The sequence below is a fragment of the Janthinobacterium sp. J1-1 genome, from assembly GCF_030944405.1.
Lineage (GTDB): Bacteria > Pseudomonadota > Gammaproteobacteria > Burkholderiales > Burkholderiaceae_D > Janthinobacterium.
In genome coordinates, this window is the sequence record NZ_CP132339.1 from 4,780,436 (window position 1) to 4,802,765 (window position 22,330).

The 22,330-nt window shown below is 64.9% G+C and carries 20 protein-coding genes; all 20 read right to left on the reverse strand.

Annotated features, from left to right (window positions below):
* Window positions 1-7: 7 nt before the first annotated feature.
* The 20 genes from Q8L25_RS21845 to Q8L25_RS21940 all read right to left on the reverse strand — a co-directional run bounded on the left by Q8L25_RS21845 (window position 8) and on the right by Q8L25_RS21940 (window position 22,305).
* Complete coding sequence (locus Q8L25_RS21845) at window positions 8-757, reverse strand: SDR family oxidoreductase (RefSeq protein WP_308921396.1); 750 nt, start codon at window positions 755-757, stop codon at window positions 8-10.
* A gap of 21 nt (window positions 758-778) precedes the next feature.
* The gene (locus tag Q8L25_RS21850) at window positions 779-1,759 is read right to left on the reverse strand and encodes a hypothetical protein (RefSeq protein WP_308921397.1); all 981 of its coding nucleotides are present in this window, start codon (window positions 1,757-1,759) and stop codon (window positions 779-781) included.
* Between the two features lie 4 nt (window positions 1,760-1,763).
* A complete protein-coding gene (locus Q8L25_RS21855) occupies window positions 1,764-2,531 on the reverse strand; it encodes a GntR family transcriptional regulator (protein WP_308921398.1) in 768 nt (255 codons plus the stop codon).
* A gap of 40 nt (window positions 2,532-2,571) precedes the next feature.
* Window positions 2,572-3,789, reverse strand: coding sequence for a mannonate dehydratase (uxuA, locus tag Q8L25_RS21860; RefSeq protein WP_308921399.1), 1,218 nt, complete (start codon window positions 3,787-3,789; stop codon window positions 2,572-2,574).
* Window positions 3,790-3,838: 49 nt separating this feature from the next.
* A complete protein-coding gene (locus tag Q8L25_RS21865; RefSeq protein WP_308921400.1) occupies window positions 3,839-4,864 on the reverse strand; it encodes an ABC transporter permease in 1,026 nt (341 codons plus the stop codon).
* Entirely contained in the window at window positions 4,861-6,372 is a 1,512-nt protein-coding gene (locus tag Q8L25_RS21870) for a sugar ABC transporter ATP-binding protein (RefSeq protein ID WP_308921401.1), read from the reverse strand. Before Q8L25_RS21870 ends, Q8L25_RS21865 begins: the two co-directional genes overlap by 4 nt.
* A 75-nt stretch (window positions 6,373-6,447) precedes the next feature.
* The gene (locus tag Q8L25_RS21875) at window positions 6,448-7,422 is read right to left on the reverse strand and encodes a substrate-binding domain-containing protein (RefSeq protein WP_308921402.1); all 975 of its coding nucleotides are present in this window, start codon (window positions 7,420-7,422) and stop codon (window positions 6,448-6,450) included.
* 65 nt (window positions 7,423-7,487) lie between these two features.
* On the reverse strand, window positions 7,488-8,282 hold the full coding sequence (locus tag Q8L25_RS21880; protein ID WP_308921403.1) for an SDR family oxidoreductase: 795 nt from the start codon (window positions 8,280-8,282) through the stop codon (window positions 7,488-7,490).
* Between the two features lie 182 nt (window positions 8,283-8,464).
* Entirely contained in the window at window positions 8,465-11,149 is a 2,685-nt protein-coding gene (locus Q8L25_RS21885) for a polysaccharide deacetylase family protein (RefSeq protein WP_308921404.1), read from the reverse strand.
* Window positions 11,150-11,238: 89 nt separating this feature from the next.
* Entirely contained in the window at window positions 11,239-11,448 is a 210-nt protein-coding gene (locus Q8L25_RS21890) for a hypothetical protein (RefSeq protein WP_308921405.1), read from the reverse strand.
* A complete protein-coding gene (locus Q8L25_RS21895) occupies window positions 11,445-13,109 on the reverse strand; it encodes an FAD-dependent oxidoreductase (protein ID WP_308921406.1) in 1,665 nt (554 codons plus the stop codon). The genes Q8L25_RS21890 and Q8L25_RS21895 overlap by 4 nt, the downstream gene beginning before the upstream one ends.
* Window positions 13,106-14,473, reverse strand: a complete 1,368-nt coding sequence (locus Q8L25_RS21900) for an MFS transporter (RefSeq protein ID WP_308921407.1) — start codon at window positions 14,471-14,473, stop codon at window positions 13,106-13,108. Before Q8L25_RS21900 ends, Q8L25_RS21895 begins: the two co-directional genes overlap by 4 nt.
* A 195-nt stretch (window positions 14,474-14,668) precedes the next feature.
* A complete protein-coding gene (locus tag Q8L25_RS21905; RefSeq protein WP_308921408.1) occupies window positions 14,669-15,064 on the reverse strand; it encodes a DUF1842 domain-containing protein in 396 nt (131 codons plus the stop codon).
* 208 nt (window positions 15,065-15,272) lie between these two features.
* A complete protein-coding gene (locus tag Q8L25_RS21910) occupies window positions 15,273-16,088 on the reverse strand; it encodes a helix-turn-helix transcriptional regulator (RefSeq protein ID WP_308921409.1) in 816 nt (271 codons plus the stop codon).
* Window positions 16,089-16,101: 13 nt separating this feature from the next.
* Window positions 16,102-16,623, reverse strand: coding sequence for a peptide-methionine (S)-S-oxide reductase MsrA (gene msrA, locus Q8L25_RS21915; RefSeq protein WP_308921410.1), 522 nt, complete (start codon window positions 16,621-16,623; stop codon window positions 16,102-16,104).
* 52 nt (window positions 16,624-16,675) lie between these two features.
* On the reverse strand, window positions 16,676-18,031 hold the full coding sequence (locus tag Q8L25_RS21920; protein WP_308921411.1) for an MBL fold metallo-hydrolase: 1,356 nt from the start codon (window positions 18,029-18,031) through the stop codon (window positions 16,676-16,678).
* Window positions 18,032-18,088: 57 nt separating this feature from the next.
* Window positions 18,089-19,063, reverse strand: a complete 975-nt coding sequence (gene hemB / locus Q8L25_RS21925; protein WP_308921412.1) for a porphobilinogen synthase — start codon at window positions 19,061-19,063, stop codon at window positions 18,089-18,091.
* Between the two features lie 90 nt (window positions 19,064-19,153).
* Window positions 19,154-20,098 (reverse strand): DUF535 family protein, encoded by a 945-nt coding sequence (locus Q8L25_RS21930; protein WP_308921413.1) that lies wholly within the window; start codon window positions 20,096-20,098, stop codon window positions 19,154-19,156.
* Window positions 20,099-20,273: 175 nt separating this feature from the next.
* Window positions 20,274-21,617 (reverse strand): ATP-binding protein, encoded by a 1,344-nt coding sequence (locus Q8L25_RS21935; protein ID WP_308921414.1) that lies wholly within the window; start codon window positions 21,615-21,617, stop codon window positions 20,274-20,276.
* Window positions 21,610-22,305 carry a winged helix-turn-helix domain-containing protein gene (locus tag Q8L25_RS21940; RefSeq protein WP_065308580.1) on the reverse strand — a complete coding sequence of 232 codons (696 nt, stop codon included), beginning with the start codon at window positions 22,303-22,305 and terminating at the stop codon, window positions 21,610-21,612. The genes Q8L25_RS21935 and Q8L25_RS21940 overlap by 8 nt, the downstream gene beginning before the upstream one ends.
* Between the last annotated feature and the right edge of the window lie 25 nt (window positions 22,306-22,330).

Below are 22,330 nucleotides of genomic sequence, written 5' to 3' on the forward strand. Positions count from 1 at the left end.
GGGGCGTTCAAATCGTCACGCCGCCATCGACGCACAACGCCTGGCCGGTAACGCAACGCGATTCGTCGCTGGCCAGGTACACCAGCATGGGCGTGATATCGTCGACGGTGGCCAGACGGCCCAGCGGCTGGCGCGCGATAAAGTCGCGCTCGGCCTGCAGCGGATCGGCAGCGGCGGCGATGCGGCCGCGCAGCGAGGGCGTGTCCACCGTGCCGGGGCACACCGCGTTGCAGCGTATCTGCTGGCGCACGAAATCGGCCGCCACCGCCTTGGAGAGGCCGATGACCGCGCCCTTGCTGGCGCCGTAGGCATAGCGGTTGGCAAAACCCTTGATGCTGGACGCCACCGAGGCGATATTGATGATGCTGCCGCCGCCGGCTTCCACCATGCCCGGCAGCACGGCACGGATCAGCCTGTGCATGCTCGACACATTGACTTCCATGGTGCGGGCCCAGGCGTCGTCGTCGCAGTCGAGCGCCGTGCCATGGTGGACGATGCCGGCGCCATTGAGCAGCACGTCGACATGGCCATGCGCGGCCGCCACTTCCGCCACCAGCGCGGCGATGCCGGCGCCGTCGCAGACATCGAGCACGCGGCAATGGATATTCGGGTGCTGCAAACGGTCCAGGCCGGCGGCATCGATATCGCAGGCCCAGACCTGGGCGCCCTGTTCGGCAAAGGCCAGCGCGGCCGCCTTGCCCATGCCATTGCCGGCCGCCGTCACCAGCGCCGTCTTGTGTTGCAAGCGTGCAGTCATTTGTGTCTCCTTGAAATGTTTTTATGAGGTAAGGCTGCCGACGGTCATGCGATAATCGAATTCCAGCGGCTGCGCGGGATCGAGCTGCACGCAGGTGGCCACGCCGCGCGCGGAGACGGGATTGCTTGCCGTGCCGGCGTCCACGCCCCAGTCGAAATAGCTGCAGACCGGCTCCACGCCCAGCGCATAATGGCGCCCGCTCCATGGCCAGGCCTGGCGCCCGCCGTTGCTGATCCACAGCAAGCACGAGGGCAGCACAGTGGCATCCCAGGACAGAGCAAACGCATAGCCTTCGTCGAAGTTGCTGACCGTCATCCGGCCGTCGCTGCCGCACAATTGCACCAGCGATTCGGTGTCCTGCGCCAGCGGCAGGTGCGACAGGTCGAGCGACTGGCCGCCGGCGCCCGGTACGTGCGACAGCGCCGCAAACTGGGCACCGGGCTGCAGCACATCGGCACCCGGCTCGTGTTCACGCGGCAAGGTGATGCCAAAGGCAAAGTCCCCTGCCGTCACCCGCAGCGCGCCGGGCCGCTCGGGCAGGCGCAAGGTCGGATGCAGGCCCAGCGGCAATGCGCAGGCGCGGCGCACCGTGATGCGCAGCCGGCACTGTATTTCAGGCTGGCCGTCCACGCCGGTAATCAAGCGCTCTACGCTGTCGACCGGGCTGTCGGCCGGAAAATCGTAGCGCAAATGCATATGGGCCAGGTCGCCGCCATCGTCGAGCCGTTGCCAGACATCATGCGCGGGCCAGCCGTGAATCGGATGGTCGAACGGCGCCGGGCCGCCGCCGAACGGCACGCAAGGCCATTCGCCACGGCCATTGGCCATCAGGCCGGTCAAGGCCGGCTGGCCCGGCGGCAGCGCTTCTTTCGCCCAGGGAAAGACGGCAAAGGGCTGCACCTGGCGGCCATCGGGCAACATAAAGGTCACGGGAGCGAGCATGGCGCCCGATGCCTCCACGCTGCCCTGTCCATGCGACCACTGCAATATCCAGCTTGTCACGGTGTTACTCCACAAAAAATTGCTGATGGCTGGCATGTGAAAATTCCAGTACCGATTCCTTGACCCGGGCAAAATGCTCGGCCAGCGCCGCCGCCAGGACCGCCTTGTCCTGCGTAAACAAGGCGTCGACGATGCGCAGGTGATCCTCGAACGCGCGCTGGCTCGATGCCTTGCGTTCGCGCGAGATCAGCACGCGCGCCCGGTCCACATGCTGCTTGCCCTGGTTGACGATATGCCACACCGGCACGCGATCGGTCAGTTCGAAAAACAGCTTGTGCATGGCCTCGTCCTGCGCGTAAAAGCCTTCGTAATCCTTGCCGGCCAAGGCCTGCCTTTGCAACGCGATAACGTGCTCGATTCGGCCGCGGCCGTTGCTATCCAGCCGCGTCACCAGGTCCATCAGGTTGGCCGTTTCCAGCGCCGCGCGCACGAAAGCACCCTGCTCGATCAGGCGCACGCTGATGCGCGAGACCACGCTGCCCGCCTGCGGGAAGATGTCGAGCAGGCCCTCGGTCGACAGTTCGCGCAGCGCTTCGCGCACCGGCGTGCGGCTCAGGCCGAACACCTCGGCGATCGCCGCCTCCGACAAGGGCGTGCCGGGTATCAGGCGGATAGACAGAATGGCCTGCTTGAGCACGTTGAACACTTGCGGCATATAGGGCAAGGCCGGATCGATGCGGTCGGCGCCGATGGCCTCGCTCAACATGCGCACCTGGTCAGCCTGGTCGGCGCGCTTGGGCAATTTGGTCTTGGTCGGGGTCTTGGTCTGCACTTGTAGCTTCCACTTTCTGATGGCGCGACGGCACCGGCGCCTACTCTATCGCCAGTCCCATCGAATAACGGATGCCCACTTCCAGTCCGCGCAGTTCGGCCAGGCCTATCATGCGTCCGGTGCGGGAGTAGCCCGGATAATAACCGCCATTCTTGTCGCCATCCATCAGTTTGCCGTGATCGGGACGCACGGGAATGCCCCAGACCGCCATGCCGGCCGCCTTGCGGCGCTCTTCTTCCTGCACCAGCACGCGCATGGCTTTCGGCATGTCGACCGAGCCGAACAGGTGGTTCGACTCGTAGAACGAGCCTTCCTTGCCCGGCACATGGGTGACGTTGCGGAAATGAATGAAATACACGCGGTCGGCAAAGCGTTCCAGCATGGCGGCCGGATCGTTGCCGATACAGCTGCCAAACGAACCCGTGCACATGGTCAGGCCCGAGTTGGGCGACGGCACGGCGGCGAACAGGCGCTCCACGTCCGCTTCGCGGCTGAGGATGCGGGGGATGCCGAACACGGGATAGGCCGGATCGTCCGGGTGGATGCACATCTTGACGCCGGCCGCCTCGCAGGCCGGCATGATTTCATTAAGAAAACTGTACAGATTGTGGCGCAATGCTTCCGCATCGATGCCGCGATAGCGATCGAGACGGCGCAGGAATTCGGCCGGGTTCAGGTCTTCCACCGTGCCTGGCAGGCCCAGCAGGATATTGTCGGTCAGCTCCTGGCGCGCTTCAGGACTCAGCTCGTCGTAGAACTGGCGCGCCGAATCGATGGCCCACTGCGCATAATCGTGCTCGGCGCCGGGGCGTTTCAGCACGAACAGATCAAACGCGACAAAGGCGTCGATATTGCAGCCGGAAATCGTGCTGCCGTCGGCCTGCTCGATATGCAGGTCGGTGCGCGCCCAGTCCAGCACGGGGATGAAGTTGTAGCAGATGGTTTTCACGCCCTGGGCGCCCAGGCGCCTGACGTTTTCCTTGTACAGCTCGATATAGCGCCGGAAATCGCCCGAGCGCGTCTTGATGTCCTCGTGGATGGGCAGGCTTTCCACCACGCTCCAGCGCAGGCCGCTGGCGCGCTGGCCTTCGGCGTCCCATTCGATTTCGCGGATGCGCCTGGCGATCTCTTCCTCGGGCCACTCGGCGCCGCATTCGAGGTGATACAGCGAGGTGACCAGGTCGGTCACGCCTGCCTGGCGGATATCGCGCAACGAGACCGGGTCTTTCGGTCCGAACCAACGCCAACTTTGTAACATGCTGCCTCCTGAGTATTCGATAATGAAAGATGAAAGATGCCAACACCGCTCAATGGCGTTCGCGGTCGACCAGCTGGTTCAGCAGCACGGCCAGCAGGATCAGCGCACCGCGCACCACGTCCTGCCAGAAGGGGTTGAAGCCCCATAAGGTCATGCCGTTGAGCAGCACGCCCATGAACATCACGCCGATAAACGTGCCCCAGATGGCGCCGCGCCCGCCCAGCAGGCTGACGCCGCCGATAATGACGGCCGAAATGACTTCCAGCTCCAGCCCCTTGGCGACGGTGGAATTGCCGCTGTTGATCAGCGAGGCATAGATGATGCCGCCGATGGCCGCGAACAGCGAAGTCAGCATCAGGCACACGGTCTTGGTGCGCCACACGTCGATGCCGGACAGGCGCGCCGCTTCCAGGTTGCCGCCGGCCGCATACACTTCGCGCCCGAAGGTGGTATAGCGCGACACCACATGCATGGCGGCAAAGATGGCCGCGAAGATATACACGGGGACCGGGATGCCCAGCCAGCGGCCGCTGCCCAGCTGGCCGAACCAGTCGGGGAACGATTCGATCGGCGTGCCGTCCGTGATCAGGTTGGAAAAGCCCACCAGCATGGCCATCATGGCCAGGGTCGTGATAAAGGTCGGCACGCCGATATGCTGGCGCAGCTTGCCGGTAATAAAGCCGACCAAGAGGCCAAAGCCCATGGTCACCACGACGCCGGCGGCGACAATGGCCACCGACGGTTCGATCACGTCCAGCGGCGTGATCTGCTTGATGATCCAGGCGCACAGGCAGCCGGCGGCGGCCACCAGCGAGGCGACCGACAGGTCGATCTCGCCGCTGATAATGACCAGGGTCATGCCGAAGGCGATAATGCCGGTGACAGCCACATTGCGCAGCACATTGAGCTGGTTGTCCATCGACATGAAGCCGGTGGCGGTCAAGCTCAGCAGCACGTACATCAGCAGCAGGATCAGTTCCATCGGGTGGCGCAGCACGAAGCGCTGCACGCCTCCTGGCGGCGCCTTGCGCGCCGTGCCGGCGGCGGGTTTTATATCGGCAATTGTCTGGCTCATTGTATTTCCTCAAGCTGGGCAACCATGCAGGCTGCATACAGCGCCCTGGCGCCGATTTCGGGTCCATATTCTCCGGCCAGGCGGCCGTTCTTCAATACCAGGATGCGGTCGCAGACGGCCGGCAGCTCTTCCAGTTCGGTCGAGACGACGATGGCGGCCAGGCCCTCGTTCGACAATTGCCACAGCGTCTGGAAGATCTGCTGCTTGGCATGCAGGTCGACACCACGGCTGGGCTCGTCAAACATGATCACGCGCGGCTCGATATTGAGCCAGTTGCCCACCACGATTTTTTGCTGGTTGCCGCCGGACAGCGACGACACGGGCAGCAGCGGGTGGCCCAGCTTGATGCGCAGGTCGCTGATCTGCTTTGCCACATGCGACTGCTCGCGCAGCAGGGACGTCCAGCCGCGCCGGCCCATGCGCTGCAGGCCGGCCAGGCACAGGTTGGCGTGGCAGGACAACGGCTGCACCAGGCCCTTGGCCTTGCGGTCTTCCGAGGTATAGCCCACGCCCAGGTCGCGCATGCGGCGCGGGCTGGGCTCCTTCACCGGCTGGCCGCCGACCAGGATCTGGCCCGAAGTGATGCGGTCGGCGCCGAAGATGCCGCGCAGCAGCTCCGTGCGGCCCGAGCCCAGCATGCCGGCGATGCCCAGCACTTCGCCCTTGTGCAGCTTGAACGAGATCTTGTCGAGCAGGCCCTTGATGCACAGGTCGCGCACTTCCAGCACCACTTCGCTGCTGGCCGGGCGCGCGGCGCGCGGGGCGAACTCCTCGACCGTGCCGAACATCATGTCGACCACTGCTTCCGGCGTCGCGTCGCAGGTGTCGATGGCGCCGATAAACTCGCCATCGCGCAGCACCAGGATATCGTCGGCAATCTCGTGCAGCTCGGCCAGGCGGTGCGACACATAGATCATCAGCACGCCCTTGTCGCGCAGGCGGCGCAGCAGGGCGAACAGATGGGCGATTTCATCGTTGGCCAAGGCCGAGGTCGGCTCGTCGAGCTGCAGCACGCGCGGCGAAAACGACATGGCCTTGGCGATTTCCACCACTTGCTGGCGCCCCACGGACAGGCTGCCGGCAATCGCGTGTTCGTCGATCTCGGTGGCGCCCATCTCGTCGAGCAGGGTGCGCGCCTGTTCGAAGAGCAGGCTCCAGCGGATAAAGCCGCCCACCTTGGGCATGCGCCCGAGGAAAATATTCTCGGCCACCGTCAGTTCCGGGATCAGGCTCAGTTCCTGGTGCACGGTGACGATGCCGCGCCGCAAGGCTTCCTGCGGCGCATGGAAATCCAGCACCTCGCCATCGAGAGTGATGGTGCCGGACGTCGGCCGGGTGGCGCCGGCGATCATCTTGATCAGGGTGCTCTTGCCCGAGCCGTTCTTGCCGATCAGCGCGTGGATGCGGCCGCCACCCAGCGTATGGGTCAGGTCGCGTACCGCGCAGTTCTTGCCGTACTCCTTGCGCAGCGCGCCAAAAGCCAGCGTGACTGTGTCACTTCGGTTCATGCAGGGTCTCCCCCAGGTTGTTCATGGGCGCCGCCGGCGTGCCGGCGGCGCGTGGGTGTGCTGCTAGTACTGCGCTCAGTTCATGCGGCGCAGCTCCTTGATGAAGGCTTCGACGGCCGGCTTGTCGCCGCGCGACAGCAGCTTGACGGGCACGATCTGTTCGGCCGGCACGGTTTTGCCACCCAATACGGCCAGCGCATCCTGCACGCCTTTTTCGCCGACCACGAAGGGCTGCTGCGCGGTGGTGGCTTGCAGCACATTGTCGGCCGCCAGCAGGCCGCGTCCCAATTGCTCGGAGCTGTCGGTGCCGAACACAAACACCTTGCCGGCCTTGCCCGCATTGCGCACCGCCTGCATGGCGCCCACCGTGCCGCCTTCATTGGCCGCATAGATGACGTTGATATTCGGGTTCGCCGTCAGGATATCGCCGGCCACCGCCACCGCTTTTTCCGGCAGCCAGGCATCCTGCTCGGCCACCACCGCCACTTGCGTGCCCTTTTTGACATTGTCGAGGAAGCCGCCCGTGCGGTCGCCGCTCTGGCCCGGCAGCAGCGACTTGAAGGCCAGCACGGCCACGTTCGCCTTGCCGCCCAGCTTGTCGTTGATGAAGGTGGCCGCCGCCGCACCGGTCGACAGGCCGATATCGCGGTCGCTGGACTTCACATGGCCCTGCACCACGCCGGCCTTGTCGATGCCGGTACCGACCGTGATGACGGTAATGCCCTTGGCGCGCGCCCGCTCGATGGCCGGCAGCGAGTTGCTCGGATGCAGGGCCGTGATGACGATGGCGTTCACGCCGCGCGCGACGAAGGTGTCGATGGTCTGCGCCTCTTTTTCGATCTTGTTGTCGGTATTGGCTTCGAGCAAGGTCGCATTGCCGGCCTTGGCGGCCGCGCGCATGCCGGCCAGCACGGTCTTCATGTAGATATCCTGCTGGAACACGATGCCGGCGATGACCGGCTTGTCGGCCGCCTGCGCGGGCGCCAGTCCGGCGCCGATGACGGTGCAGGCGGTGACGGCTGCCACCATGATTTTTTTAGCGAAATGCATGTCTTTGTCTCCTGGTTTTTATAGTGGAAAAACAGTGCTGCTACTGGCTTGCTACCTTGATGCTGTCAACCGAGTTGCACCAGCAACCCGCCATCGACGACGAACTCGCTGCCGGTGCAATAGCTGGCGCGCGGGCTGGCGGCAAAGGCGATCATCTCGGCCACCTCGTTCGGTTCGCCGATGCGGCCGATCGGTATGCCCTCGCCCCATTGCGCGAAGACCTGCTCCTTGCTGGCGCCGGCGCCGAATTTCTCGAACGACAGGTCGAGCAGCGGCGTGCGGATCGAACCGGGGCTGACGGTATTGGCGCGGATGCCGCTGGCCGCATAATCGTTGGCCAGGGTGCGCGTAAAGCCGAGGATGGCGGCCTTGCTGGTGGCATAGGCCGCCACGTCGTGCTGGCAAGCCGTGCCTTGCACGGAAGACACGTTGACGATGGCGCCGTCGCGCTGCGCCACCATATGCGGCACGGCGTAATGCGCCAGCAGGAACACGCTTTTCAGGTTCACGGCCATCACGCGGTCCCAGGTTTCCTCGGACGTCTCGGTGGCGGAACCATAGGGGTGGATGGCGACCGTGTGCACGGTGATATGCAGACCGCCCAGGGTGGCCACGGTCTGCTCGACGGCCGCCTTGACGACGCTGCCGGTGGCCGCGTCGCCAGAAATACCCAGCAGTTGCACGTCGTGCGTGGCGGCAAACGCCACGGCCTCGTCCACGCCACGGTCGGCCAGGATGGCGACCCTGGCGCCCCGTTGCGCCAGCAGCACGGCCGCATGCAGGCCGATGCCGCTGGAGCCGCCTACCACCAGCGCCACCTTGCCGGCCAGTTCCTGGACATATTGTTGCGGTGAATTCATCAATCCTCCTTTGTGCTTGCCATTTCAATGGCAATGCAGTTCCCATAAAGGTACTAGTACCTCAGTTAGTAAACGATAGCATGGCTTTTATGTTGATAGCAATCGTTTTTGGCTTGATGTAAAACAAGACTGGCCCGCTTGTCAGGCGGGCCAGCAGGGCAATCCGGGGATCGGGGGCTGGGCTACAGCTTGTCCATCTTCTGCCGCACGGCTGGCGCCGTGACCGCCGTCGGCGCCAGTTCCAGATAGGTTTTATAGGCCAGCTTGGCCTTGGCGCCCTCGCCCGCGCGGAAATACGCGTCGCCCAGGTTCAGGTAGGCGATCGCCCGCGAGGGATCCATTTTCACCGTATTCTCAAACCAGCGCGCCGCTTCGCGGTATTTTTCCTGCTTGTAGAACACAAAGCCCAGGTTGTTGGCCGCCAGCGCGAAGTCGGGCCGCAGTTTCAGCGCTTCCGTGAATTGCGCTTCGGCCAGATCGTACTGCTTTTCCTTGTAATGCTGCAAGCCACGGTCGTTGGCGCGCTGGGCCAGCTGGCGCGTGGTGCTGGGCACGGCGCCCGGCGTGACGATCTTCTGTTCGCCGCCCTGCAAGTCCTTGACCGTCACGCTGGCCGCCGCCGGCTTGGCGTCGAGCTTGCTGTTCATGGCGATCGCCTCGGTCGACAGCTGCGTCGTGTTGGGGCTGAGGAATTCCGTCTCGCCCGGCAGCTCGAACACGAAGTCGCCCCCTTCGGACCCCGGCAGGCTGCCAAAGGCCGGCGTCTGGTTCGACACGCTGGAGACGGCCGGCGCCACATAGGCGGCCAGCTCGGTGGCCGTGATCAGGCCATCGCCGTTCAGGTCGGCCTTGCCGGCCAGGCCCTGCAGCAAGGTCCAGGTAAAGACCGAGTGACCGTTGGGGCCGCCATCGGCCACCAGCTGGTCGCCGCCGCCGGCCGTCAGCATCTGCCGGCCGATGCGCTTGGCGTTATCGCGCAGGAAGGAACTGTTGCCGGCGCCGCGCGTCAGGCCCAGGCCGCTGTAGCAGGCGTCCATCACGAACAGCGCATGCTTGGCCGTCAGGCTTTCGGCGATATTCTGGATTTCCGTCATCGGGATCGCGTCCGTGGCGAACTGGGCCGGGTCGGAATCCGCCGGCACGATATAGCCGAGGTCGCGCCCGGAACTGAGCTTGCGGGTGGCGCCATGGCCGGCAAAGAACACAAAGATGCGGTCGTTCTTCTGCACGCCGCCATGGGCCAGCTTGTCGTGGAAGGCGGCCAGGATATTGTTGCGCGTCGCCTCCGCGTTTTTGAGGGTCACCACGCGCTCGGGCGCAAAGCCGAATTTCTCGATCAGGGTTTCGCGCACGCTTTGCGCGTCGCGCACCGCATATTGCAGCTTGGGCCATTTGGCGTAGTCGTCGATGCCGATCACCACCGCCCAGGAATTGGCGTAGCCGGCCTGGATGGCAACCTTTTCGGGCGCCGGCGCCTCGCCCTTGGCGGACTTGAAGGTGGTGCCGTCCCAGCCGGCGAACTGATAGCCTTCGGCCACCAGGCGGTCGAGAATGGCGGGCAAGGCTTTGACGGTGCGCTCGTGGATGTCGTGGAACAGGATAATGCCGCGCCCGGCCTTGTCGACCGAGGCCAGCACGCGGTTGGTGATGGAACTGGGCACCGGGTCGGCCCAGTCCAGCGAGTCGATATTCCACATCACCGATTTCAGGTGGGCGTCGGCCAGCGCGGCCATGCCTTCGCTGTTGCGCGCGCCATACGGAAAACGGAACAGCGCGGCGCGCTCGGGGCTGATCGCTTTCAACAGGGTGTCGGTGCCGAGGATTTCGCCTTTCAGCTTGTCGCCGGTCTCCTTGGACAGTTGGGCGTGGCTGAAACTGTGGTTGCCCACCGCATAGCCCTCTTTCATCAGCTTGCGGCTCACTTCCGCGCCCGCATTCAGTTTCGCGTTACCTGCGGCGTCCAGGCTGCCCAGGTTGCGGCCCACATTGAAGAACACGGCCGGCACGCCATATTGCTTCAGGATCGCGCTGATTTCTTCCGTATAGCGGCGGTGCGGGCCGTCGTCAAACGTCAGCACGATGGTTTTTTTCGGCAAATTCAAACCAAAAATTTCCGCGTCCTCTTTTTTCACCACCGGCTTCGGTTCCGGGATGGAGCCGGCCGGCGGCGTGGTGTAGGGCTCGACGATGCCGTTTTCCTTGAGGATCTGTTCGCGCTGGTACAGTTTTTTCAGCTGGGCCACATAGTCGTCCCAGCGTTCGCGTTTCAGTTCGATGGCGCGCTGGCCCATGTTGCCGAAGATCTGGCGGATTTCCTTTTCGTAATTGCGCTCGATTTCGGCCAGCGCATCGAGGTCTTCGGAAATGCGCTTGTGCAGCTTGATCGCCGGCAAGGAACCATCTTTCGCTACATCGGCCAGCAGGCTCTGCAACAGCTCGCGGAAGGCCAGGCGGTCGGCGTCAAACAGGCCGGGGTCCGATTCGATATACGTCAGCAAGCCGTCGATGGCGTCGAAACGGCCGGGATTGCCGGGCGCCATCAGCTGGTCCAGCATCGTATCCAGCTTCGCCGTGCGTTCCTGGTTCTCGTGGAACAGCGCCTGGCCCACCTTTCTCGCTTCGTCGCGCGCACCTTCGGGCTGGCTGTCTTCGTCCGCCAGCAGCACGATGATCTTGCGGAAATTGGCCAGCAGTTCGCGCAGCTGCGCGGCCACCAGCGCCGCGTCGGCGCTGGCTTTCTGCGCTGCCACATCAGCTGCGGCGGGCGGCCGGGCGGTGGTGGCGGGACGGCTGAAAGTATAGATGCCGGCGCCTGCGGCCAGGGCCACGACGACGGTGGCGGCAATCTTGATCGGTTTGGAAGTCACTACTGGGGGTTTCCCTTCAACTACGGAGTTCTGCAAAAACTTGCTTGATCCGTAATTGTAGAGCACGCCAGCGACTTGCGCCGTTCGATTTATTGCCGGGAATCACCTTCGCCGGCCGCCGCCGGCGCCAGATCGGCGGCCGCTTCGCCCAATAGCCGCTGCACGGTTGCCGCATCGCCGATGGCGCCCATGGCCAGCAAGGCAAAGCGGGCCAGGAACAGCGGCGCGCGCTGCTCGCCGATGCCGCCCATGGTGTGGCACAGCTCGGTGTAAAGATTGTCGAGTTCGATGTCGGTCATGCTGCCTCCTTGGTCAATATCGTTGCCAGCGCCTGGCGCACTTGCACCGCCGTCACCTCGTGCCAGCGCCCCAGCACATGGCCGTCGGGCCGCAGCAGGTAAAAACTGCCGTGCCTCGCGCCAAACAGCCCGGCCAGTTGCGGTGACAGCCGAACAGCCTCGACATGCAGCGGCAACGACCTTGTCAGCGCCAGCAGCTCGGCCGGCACGAGTTCAGCCGGCACGACAGCATCGTCGCTGAAGTACAGTCCTGTGAAACGGCCCTGCCCCAGGTTCACCAGGTCGGTCATGTGCCGCGCCGCCCATCGGTCATGCCCCTGCAGCGCCAGCGGACACTCGGGCAGCACCGTGCCCGGCGCCGGCCCGGCCAAGAATTCATCCGTGTCGGCCACGTTCAGGGGCGACTGCGCGTAGGCGATCGCACTGGTCTGGCGCGGGTTGATCAGGGAGCGCACGTGGTCATGCTTACCGGCCAGGCCCAGCACGGCCGTGCGCATCAATTCGAAAGCAAAGGTGGGCGGCGCCATGAATTCCGTGCTTTTCGTGCCGTGGCGCAGGTTTTCATGGGCGGCAAACACGCGCTCGTCGGAATAGCTGTCCAGCAAGGCCTCGCCTGATTTCCCTTGCACCACATAGGCCAGTTTCCAGGCCAGGTTGTCGGCGTCGTCGATGCCCGAGTTCGCGCCCCGCACGCCGAAGATCGGCACCAGATGGGCCGCATCGCCGGCGAACAGCACCCTGCCATGGCGGTATTTCTCAAGCGTCAAGGCGTTGGCCTTGTAGATGGTGATCCAGACCGGGTGCCAGGGCGCGGTCTCGCCCATCATGGCCAGCAGGCTGTCGACTCGCGGCGCCACATTGTCCAGCAGCACGGCCGCCTGCGCGTCCTCGTCGTCGCGCAGCTGGTAGTCGATGCGCCAGATATCGTCAGGCTGCTTGTGCACCAGCACGGTCGAGCCCGGATTGGACGGCGGATCGAAATACGCCAGGCGCTCGGTCGGGCGCTCGCTTTTCAGGTGGATATCGACAATCACATAGCGCCCTTCGTAGCTGGTGCCCTGCAATTTGAGGCCCAGCGCCTCGCGCACCGCGCTGCGCCCGCCATCGGCGGCCACCAGCCAGTCGGCGGTCATATGGTATGTCTCATCCGGCGTGGCCAGGGTCACGCTGGCGCCGGTCGCATGCTGTTCGACGTGTGTCACGCGGGTCTGCCAGCGTATATCGATCAGTTCCGGCTGCCGCTCGGCCGCTTCGAGCAAAAACTGTTCGATATGGTATTGCGCCAGGTTGACCATCGGCGGCAGCTTCTGGTTGGCGTCCTGCGGCATGCTGAAATGCAGCACTTCCTGGTCGCGGTAAAAACTGCGCCCGCCGGCCCACGGCAGGCCTTTTGCCAGGAAACCGTCGAGCGCGCCCAGGCGTTCGATGATTTCCAGGCTGCGCCGCGAAATGCAGATGGCGCGGCTGCCGGTGCACACGCCATCGTCGGCCTCGACCAGCACCGAGCGCACGCCGTGGCGGGCCAGCCCCAGCGCCGTGGCCAGGCCCACCGGGCCGCCGCCGACAATCAATACCGGCGTGTGTTCGGTGCCTGCGCCGGCGCTCTTGCCGGGTGGATACACCTTGGGCACATGGGGATACGGTTGAAATGCGGGTGTCATGCTGTGCTCCTTTTATTCAATTCCCTGGGCTTGCCATGCGCAATCGGCAAGGTCAATACGATCAGGGCGCCCGCCACCAGCAGCGCGCTGGCATACAGCAGGCCAGTGGCAAAGCTGTGCGTCTGGTCTTTCAGCCAGCCCACCACCACCGGGTTCAGGGCCGAGCCGATATTGCCGGTGGCGTTGATGACGGCGATGCCGATGGCGCGCGCGGCAAAGCTGAGGGCGCCGTCCGGCGTGGTCCAGAACACCGACATGGCGGTGTAGGCGCCGGTCGAAGCCATGCAGATGCCCAGCAGTTGCACCACGGGGTTACCCGAGTACGCCGTCAACAGCCAGCCGCCCGCCGACAGCAGCATCGGCCAGACGATATGCCAGCGCCGTTCCTGCAGCCGGTCCGAACGGCGGCCCCAGGCGATCATGCCGATCACGGTGCAGACCTGCGGGATGGCGGCCAGCAAGCCGATGGTGGTATTGCTGGCGCCGCTATTGAAACTTTTCACGATCAGCGGCGTCCAGACGGCCACCATCGCCAGCGTGTTGACCAGGCAAAAATAGGCGAGGCCGAATTTCAGCACGGTGGGCGAGCACATTTCGGCCAGCACCGAGGTCCTGGCGGACGGCGCGCCATGAGATACGGCAGGTTTTTCCGCCTCCAGCATGCGCGCCAGCGCCTGCTGTTCCAGCCGGCTGAGCCAGCTCGCCTTGCCCGGCGCATCATCGAGATAGCCATACACGGCCAGCCCCAGCAGCACGGACGGCAAACCTTCGAGCAGGAACAGCCACTGCCAGCCGGCCAGGCCCCAGTGGCCGTCCAGCCCCAGGATCAGGCCGGACAGGGCCGAACCGATGGCGGCCGTCACCGGCATGGCGATCATGAACAGCGCGTTGGCCCGTGCCCTGTGGCTGGCCGGAAACCAGTACGTCAGGTACAGCAGCATGCCGGGCAAAAATCCCGCTTCCGTCACGCCGACCAGGAAACGCAGCACGTACAGGCTGGCCGGGCTGCTGGCGAACATGGTGGCGGTCGAAGCCAGGCCCCAGGCGATCATGATGGAGCCGATCCAGCGGCGCGCGCCCAGGCGGGCCAGGATGATATTGCTGGGAATGCTGCAGGCGATATAGCCGATATAGAACAAGGTGGTGGCAAAACCGAACTGGGTGCCGGACAGGCCCAGGTCCTGCATCATGGTCAGGCCGGCAAAGCCGATATTGATGCGGTCGAGAAAGGAAAACACGAACAGCAGGAACAAAAACCACAGCAGGTGGCGCGATACCTTGCGTATCACTTGCTGTTCCAGCTGGGCGGTGGCCGCGTCCGCAATGGGCGGCGTGGGGGGATGGGTGGCGTTGGCCAGGGTCATGCTTGTCTCCATAAGGTCCTTGCCACGCCGTTTTATTGTTATTGGCATGGCTACCGGGTGATCCCGGCTTGAGGCACAGTATGCAGACGCCTACGTCTTTCGTTGTCCCCATTTTGGGGACAAGACCCGTCGAAAAGCGTAGGTCGGAGCAGGTCGGATCAGCGCGGCGTCGCCGCGCGTAATCCGACACCCTGATTAGCCGCGTTTTTTGATCGGCACGTTGGTGACTTTATGCGTGCCGTAGTCGAAGCTGCCGTGACCGGTCCAGTTGTTATCGGTGGTAAAGACCGCCGTGAACTTGGCCAGGTAGGTGCCGATGGCCGGTGACGGGACGGACACCGTGTATTCGCCGGACAGGCTGAACACGCGCGTGGCGCCGCCCAGGCCCAGGCCGTGCACGTCGCCGCTGACCGGGCGGATCGTCACCAGGTTGTACGGCGGCGCGACGGCCTGGGTAACTTGCGCTTCGCCGGTCAGGGCGCCGGCCTCGGGGTTGTACAGCAAAAACAGGTTCAGCACAGGCGCGCCGGGCAGACCGATATTGCCAGCAGTCAGGTTCAATTGTTCTAACGACAGTTCCGATGTGGACACAATTTACTCCTTCAGGGAAATGAAGCCATGGAAGAGATCGCACGATGCGACAGGCGCTGGCTGGAGGCGCCTTGCTGATGCGGGATTTGCTCCTCTCATCAACACTCAGCAGACATGATAAAGAGAATAATCGTATCAATATGCTCACATTATTTCATTGATTTTGGGAAATTTTGTGCAGGGGCCTGTGTCGCGGATTAGCTAGCACTCAAGTCGCTTGCGGCGCTAGACATAGCGCAAACAATTGGCGTTGGCTGGAAATGCCCATGCGTTTATAGGCGCGCTTCTGGTAGGTGATCACGCTCGAGGGCTGCAAGCCCATGGCGTCGGCGATTTCAACGGCGGTCGCGCCTTCCAGCACGCCGCGCAGCACGTCAAGTTCGCGCTTGCTCAGTTCGGGGCAATGCCGGCGCAGGCTGGCCAGCATCACGGGCGCCACGCCTTGCACGGGCTGGCCGTTCAGGCGGTAATGGTGCTGCACGCCGTGGGCGAACAGCGGCGCCAGGGTTTCGATGGCGGCGATTTCGCCGGGCGCGAACTTGCCCTGGGCGCTGTCGCGGTAAAAATTGACGGACAGCCAGATGTCGCCGGCCGGCTGCACCAGCAGCGACAGGCGGTCCGACACATTCGGCCGTTGATAGCAGGCGGCGCGGTAGCCGGGATGATCGATCTCGTCGCTGGCCTGCTGGTGCAGCACGATGGCGGAGTCGGGTTTGACGCAGACGGGCGCGATCACGCTCTGGTTGCCGTCGAGCGCATAGTAGTGGCGGGCATAGCTGTCCGCGATATCCTGCAGGAAGCGCCCGCCGCGCCGGTCGGCCACGGCCACCGTGCGTGGACGGTTGCCGAATTCATACGCAAAGATCGTGCACTGGACGATGGGCGCGGCGCTGGCCACGGTTTTCAGGATGGCGCCGGCCATGGCGTTGACGTCGGGATGGCCGATGGCGCTCATCAGGTCGAAGGCGCGGCCCAGGTCCAGTTGGCCTTCCGAAGGCTTGCGTTCGACCCGCCAGTGGCGCATGGGCCGTCCCTCCTTACTGCTGGCGTTGCGGCAAGACCCAGTCCGGACGGATGTAGTGGCAGGTGTAGCCGTTCGGCAAACGCTGCAAATAATCCTGGTGCTCGGGTTCGGCTTGCCAGAAAGGACCGGCCGGCGCCACTTCCGTCACCACCTTGCCGGGCCACAGGCCAGAGGCGTCGACGTCGCGGATAGTGTCTTCCGCCACCTGTTTCTGTTCCTCGCTGGTGTAATAGATGGCCGAGCGGTAGCTGGTGCCACGGTCATTGCCCTGGCGGTTTTCCGTGCTGGGATCGTGGATCTGGAAAAACAGCTCCAGCAGCCGGCGATAGCTGATCACGCTGGGGTCGAACGTGATTTCGATGCCTTCGGCGTGAGTGCCATGGTTGCGGTAGGTGGCGTCGGCCACGTCGCCGCCCGTGTAGCCCACGCGGGTCGCTTCCACGCCCGGATAGCGGCGCAGCAAGTCCTGCACGCCCCAGAAGCAGCCGCCAGCGAGGATTGCGGTTTCAAGCGCGGTTTCAGTCGTATTTGCCATGGTGATGTCCTTGTTCAGAGATAGGCTATCTTACCGCGTCCGGCGATTTTCTTCAGTGCGTGTCCACACAGTAGCCCAGGCGCTTCAATTGCGCCGCCTGGTAGGCGCCGATGGCGTCATTGAACAGGCAGCGTATCAGCGGATCGTCGGTGATATCGGCCTCTTTCAGCTGCTCCATGGTGGCGGCATCGAAATCGGCATCGTTGATGCGCATGTACATCGAGGTCAGCGATTCACCGAGCACCAGCGCGGCATGGCATTTCGCCAGCGGCACATCGGTGGTCCACGACGGCGCTTCATCCGTCCTTGGCACCAGGTCGATCAGGTCGCCATCGAGGCGGTAGTGCAGCACCGTGGCCGCGCCGTCATGGCCAAGCAGCGACAAGCGCCACAAACGGGGCTGCTGGAAATAGCTGTCCTCGAACAGCTCCATGTCGCGGTAGCGCTCCAGCAAGCCATGACGGCAGAAATCCAGCACCAGCGCCGCGTCCGCCTCGCTCAAGGCCGGGAAGCGCCGTGCGATATCGGCCGTGGCCGGTGGCGCCAAGCCTGGCCGGTAATCGAAATCGACTTCCTGCGGCCCGACCGGGGTCACCCACGGCAGCGGCGCGGCAGGCGTCAAGCCATCGGCATCGAGCAGCACCGACACCGACGGATCGAGCCGCAGCACGGTGGCCCTTGGTACCGCCGCGCCCACCTCGCGCGCGAACTGGCGGTAGGTCACGGGAAACATCGCGTGGTTATACCAGGACCACGGCTCCTGCACGAACTGGCAGGAACTGGGCACGATATAACGGGGACTCAGGATTTGCAGCTGTTCCAGCCAGTCGCCGGGCAAGCTGGGGCGCGCCGGGCCGGCCAGCCGGGGCGCGATCACCGCCACCTCGCGCATGGTCTGGAACGGCCACAGCACCATGTCCCAAGGGCCCAGCGCCGCCAGCTGCGCCAGGGTCTCGGGGCCGATCCAGGAGTCGACCACGTTGAGCACATTCATGCCGCCGGCGCGCACCTGGAACAGCGAGTCGACATCGTCGTCGAGCGCGCGGCGCGGGATCACCTCGATCGCGCCCACCGTGACCGGCCGGTCGACATGCAGGCGCTCCACTTTTTCAAAGCCCAGCGCCCGTATCATATCGAACAGCTCGTCGAAGATGCAGTACAGGTAGATCGGCCTGGCGCGGTCGAGAAAGTCCAGGCTTTCCAGCGACAGGTGATCGTCGTGGAAATGCGAAATAAACACGGCATCGAAGCGCAGCTGCCTGACCTGCGCATGGTCGAAGCGCACGTCCGGAAAAGCGTGGCAGTTGCGGCTGAACGGATTTTCGACGATGGGGTCGAAGGCGATGGCGGTGCCCTCGCATTCGAAGACATAGCCGGCATGCAGGATGCGGGAGATTTTCAGGGGCATAAAAGTATCGGGAAAGGCAGCGCGCCATGACAGGCCACGGCGCGCGCCCGGTAAAACTCAATACGGATTGTTCAGCACATCCATCGCAAAATACGTGAAGATCATGTCGGCGCCCGCGCGCTTGATGGCGCCCAGGGTTTCCTGCACCACGCGGCGCTCGTCGATGGCGCCGGCTTGCGCGGCGAACTTGATCATCGCGTATTCGCCGCTGACCTGGTAGGCGCCGATCGGCAGGCGCGTCACTTCGCGCAGGTCGCGGATGATGTCCAGATACGCGCCGGCCGGTTTCACCATCAGCGCGTCGGCGCCTTCGGCTTCGTCGATCAGCGACTCGCGCACCGCTTCGCGGCGGTTCATCGGGTCCATCTGGTACGTCTTGCGGTCGCCCTTGAGGGTGCTGCCGGCCGCGTCGCGGAACGGGCCGTACAGGCCGGAAGCGAACTTGGTCGAATACGCCATCACCGGGGTGTCGTGGAAACCTGCCGCGTCGAGCGCGCTGCGGATCGCCGCCACCTGGCCGTCCATGGCGGCCGATGGCGCGATGATGTCGGCGCCGGCCTGGGCGGCGATCACCGCCTGCTTGCCCAGGTTCAGCACCGTACTGTCATTGTCGACCGTGTCGCCATGCAGGATGCCGCAGTGGCCGTGGTCCGTGTATTCGCAGAAGCAGGTGTCGGACATGACCACCATCTCGGGCACGGCGTCCTTGATGATGCGCGACATGCGCGCCACCAGGCCGTCCGGGTTCAGGGTGTCGCTGCCGTGGCTGTCCTTGTGGTGCGAAATGCCGAAGGTCATCACCGAACGCAGGCCGGCGCGCGCATAGCGCTCCACTTCCTGCGCCAGCTTGGCTTCAGGGATGCGGCGCACGCCGGGCATGGACTTGATGTCGACAAAATCGCTGGCGCCTTCGTCGACGAAAATCGGCAGCACCAGGTCGCGCGGATTGATCTCGGTTTCGCGGAACAGCTCGCGCAGTTGCGGGTTGGCGCGCAGGCGGCGCATGCGCGAGAGGGGGAAAGTTGCTGGCATGGGGTGACTGGCTCTAGTTGAAAGACGCGGACAAGTATACGCCCATCGCGCGCTTTTCGTCGGGCGCGGCCTCAAAAAACCGCGCTTGCCTCAAGAAACGGCGGCGTGGCACCGTGCCGGCATGCAGGCCGCGCCCCCGGCGGGTGCGCTGCGCAGGGCCGACAACTGCCAGCGCATGGTGGCCGACAAGGCCAGCAGCATGGCGCCGCGGCGGCGCGCATCGGCGCGTTTTTTGGACGGCACTGCCGCCAGGTCGGGTTCCTGGCACGGTGCGCATGGCAAGCGGTAATTGCCATCGCTGCCAGGCAGCGCATGCAGCTCCTCCCAGGCCAGGTCATAGTCGGACGAGATCTGCCGGCGCCGGCGCCCGTTCAGGGCGATGCGGTTGGCATTGCTGACCAGTTCGAGCTGGCGGCAGCCATAAAAGTCGCCCAGGTCGCGCAGCAGCGCCACCATCAGGTTCTTCGGCCGGCACCCGTGCAAGGCGCGGGTGGCCTCGCGCACGGCCTGGGCACCGGCGTTTGATCGCAAGCCTTGCAGCGCGCCCAGCTGCACGCTGGCGCCGGCGCGGTGCGGACGAAACAGAAAGCTGGCCAGGTACAGCGGCGCGCCGTCGCGCGTCAGGCGCAAACACAGCTCCCCTTCGCGGTGGCTGTCGTGGATGGCGGTCAGCTGCAACCGGTACAGCGCGCCGTCGCGCCCTTCCACGCTGGCCAGCACCAGCGCGCGGCGCGCCGCGTATTCCACCAGCGGACGCGCGCCGGCCTGCCACAGGAAGCGGTAATGCCCCTGCAGCAGCGTGACCCTGGCCGCGCAGCCGGCGCCGCGCTGCGCGTAGGGGCGGTAGATCTTGTACAGCAGGCAGGGATGCTCCAGCGCCAGTGCTGCCATGCCGGGCGTGTCCTTGATAAAGGTTTGCCAGCGCGCCCGTTGACGGGGAAACACCAGCGCACCCAGCATGGCTTTCAGTTGGTGGCCTTCACGGCCCAGGGCGGATGGTGCCTGTGGCGCCAGGCTGGCGGTAAAGGAAGTCATGGCAGCGGTTATTCGGCGCTCGTCTGTCGATGCGCGGCCTTGGCCGCGAGCAGCCCGGAACAGGCGGCTGCACGCAGCTGCAGCCGCTCCGCGACGGGTAGCATGCATGATAGGCGAGGCGAAAAAACAGGGGGGTTACAAGTTGGTAATGTGGGCCAGGCGGTGGACCAAGCGGCTAGTGATTGAGCCGCAGCCGCACGCACAGGCCGGGCGCCGCATCCTCGATCTCCAGGCTGCCGCCGTGCAGGGCCGCGATCGCCGCGACGATGGACAGGCCCAGGCCATTGCCGGGCAAATGGCGGCTCTTGTCCAGCCGGTAAAAGCGCTGCGTCAGCTTCGGCAACTCGCTGGCCGGCACGCCGGGGCCATTGTCGCGCACGGCCAGCCAGGCGCCGGCGCCATCCTGCCCGCACGATACTTCCACCGTGGTCCCCTGCCCCGCGTACTTGATGGCGTTGTCGACCAGGCTGGCCAGCGCGCTGCCCAGCAGGTTGCGGTCGCCGCGCGCCGGCAGGCCGGGGCCGTACAGCTGCACCAGCAGCACGCCCTGCTCGTCGGCCGTCGCTTCGTACATTTCCACGATATCGGCGCCGATCTGCTGCAGGTCGATATCGCTGAAGTTCTCGGGACGCATGCCCGATTCGGCCGCCGCGATCTGCAGCAGCTTGTCGAACACGCGCGTCAGGTCGTCGATATCGGCGATCGCCGATTGCGCCGCGCCCTGCCAGGCGTCCACCGTCTGCGGCTGGCGCAGCGCGCCATCGAGCTTGTTGCGCACGCGCCCCAGCGGCGTGCGCAAATCGTGGGCGATCGCGTTCGACACATGGCGCACGCCCTCCATCAGCTGCTCGATCCGGTCGAGCATGCGGTTGATATCGCAACTGAGCTTGCCGAATTCATCGTCGCTGGCCACCGGTATGCGCTGGGACAGGTCGCCCGCCTCGATCTCGGCGGCGGTCCGGCGTATCTTCCCGATGCGCGCCTCCAGCTGGCGCCGGAACAGCCAGGCGCCGGCCACCATCAGCAGCACGGCGACGCCACCGCCATAGGCGATCGAACGCAGCACCAGGGTGCGGATCGAATCGCTTTCCAGCATGGCGCGGCCCACGTACAGCCGCGAGCCGTCGGCCAGGTCGCGGATCAGCAGCCGCGCCGGCACCCGCCGCCCTTCGCGCGTCACATGCACGTGCAGCAGCTTGCCGACCGGGCTGTCGGCCACCGGCCAGCTCGACAGATTGCCCGAGATGCGGCTGCCCTGCGCATCGACCAGCAGGAAGATCTCGGTATCGCTGTCGGTACGGTCGGTCAGCAGATGGGCGATTTCGGCCGAGGTGCGCGTGCGGTCTTCGGGCAGGTACATGGCCGCCAGGCGTTCGGACAGCACCATCAGCTTGCGGTCGACGCTGCGGTCCAGCACGCCGATGGTGCCGAAATAGAACACGCCGCAGACGATGGCGATGGAAATGGCCAGCAGCAGGCCGTAGCCCAGCGCCAGGCGCGCCGCGATCGACTTAGGCATGCGGGCCGCTTTCCAGCACGCCCAGGGTGTAGCCGACGCCGCGCACCGTGTGGATCAGCGCCGGCGAAAATTCCTTGTCGATCTTGGTGCGCAGGCGGCTGACCTGCACGTCGATGACATTGGTCTGCGGGTCGAAATGGTAGTCCCACACGGCTTCGAGCAGCATGGCGCGCGTGACGGACTGGCCCTGGTGGCGCATCAGGTATTCGAGCAGGCGGAATTCGCGTGGCTGCAGCGCGATCTGGCGGTTGGCGCGCGTCACGCGCATGGTGCGCATGTCGAGCACCAGGTCGGCCACCTGCAGCTGGGTGGCGTCGGGCACCGGCGCGGCGCGCCGCAGCAGCGCTTCGATGCGGGCCAGCAGTTCGTCGATGGCGAACGGCTTGGACAGGTAGTCGTCGCCGCCGCTGCGCAGGCCGCGCACGCGCTCGTCCACGCTGGACAGGGCCGACAGCACCAGCACCGGCGTATTGCGGCCCATGCCGCGCAGGCGCGCGACGATGGCCAGGCCGTCGATCTCGCCCGGCAGCAGGCGGTCGAGCACCAGCGCATCCCATTCCTCGCCGCAGGCCAGGCGCATGCCGTCGATGCCGTTGTCGCAGGCGACGACCTCATGGCCGGCGTCGCGCAGGCCGGCGCAAATATAGCGGGAAGTATCGGCTTCGTCTTCGATGACCAGGCAGCGCACGGTGAGTCCTTGTAATGAGTCGGTA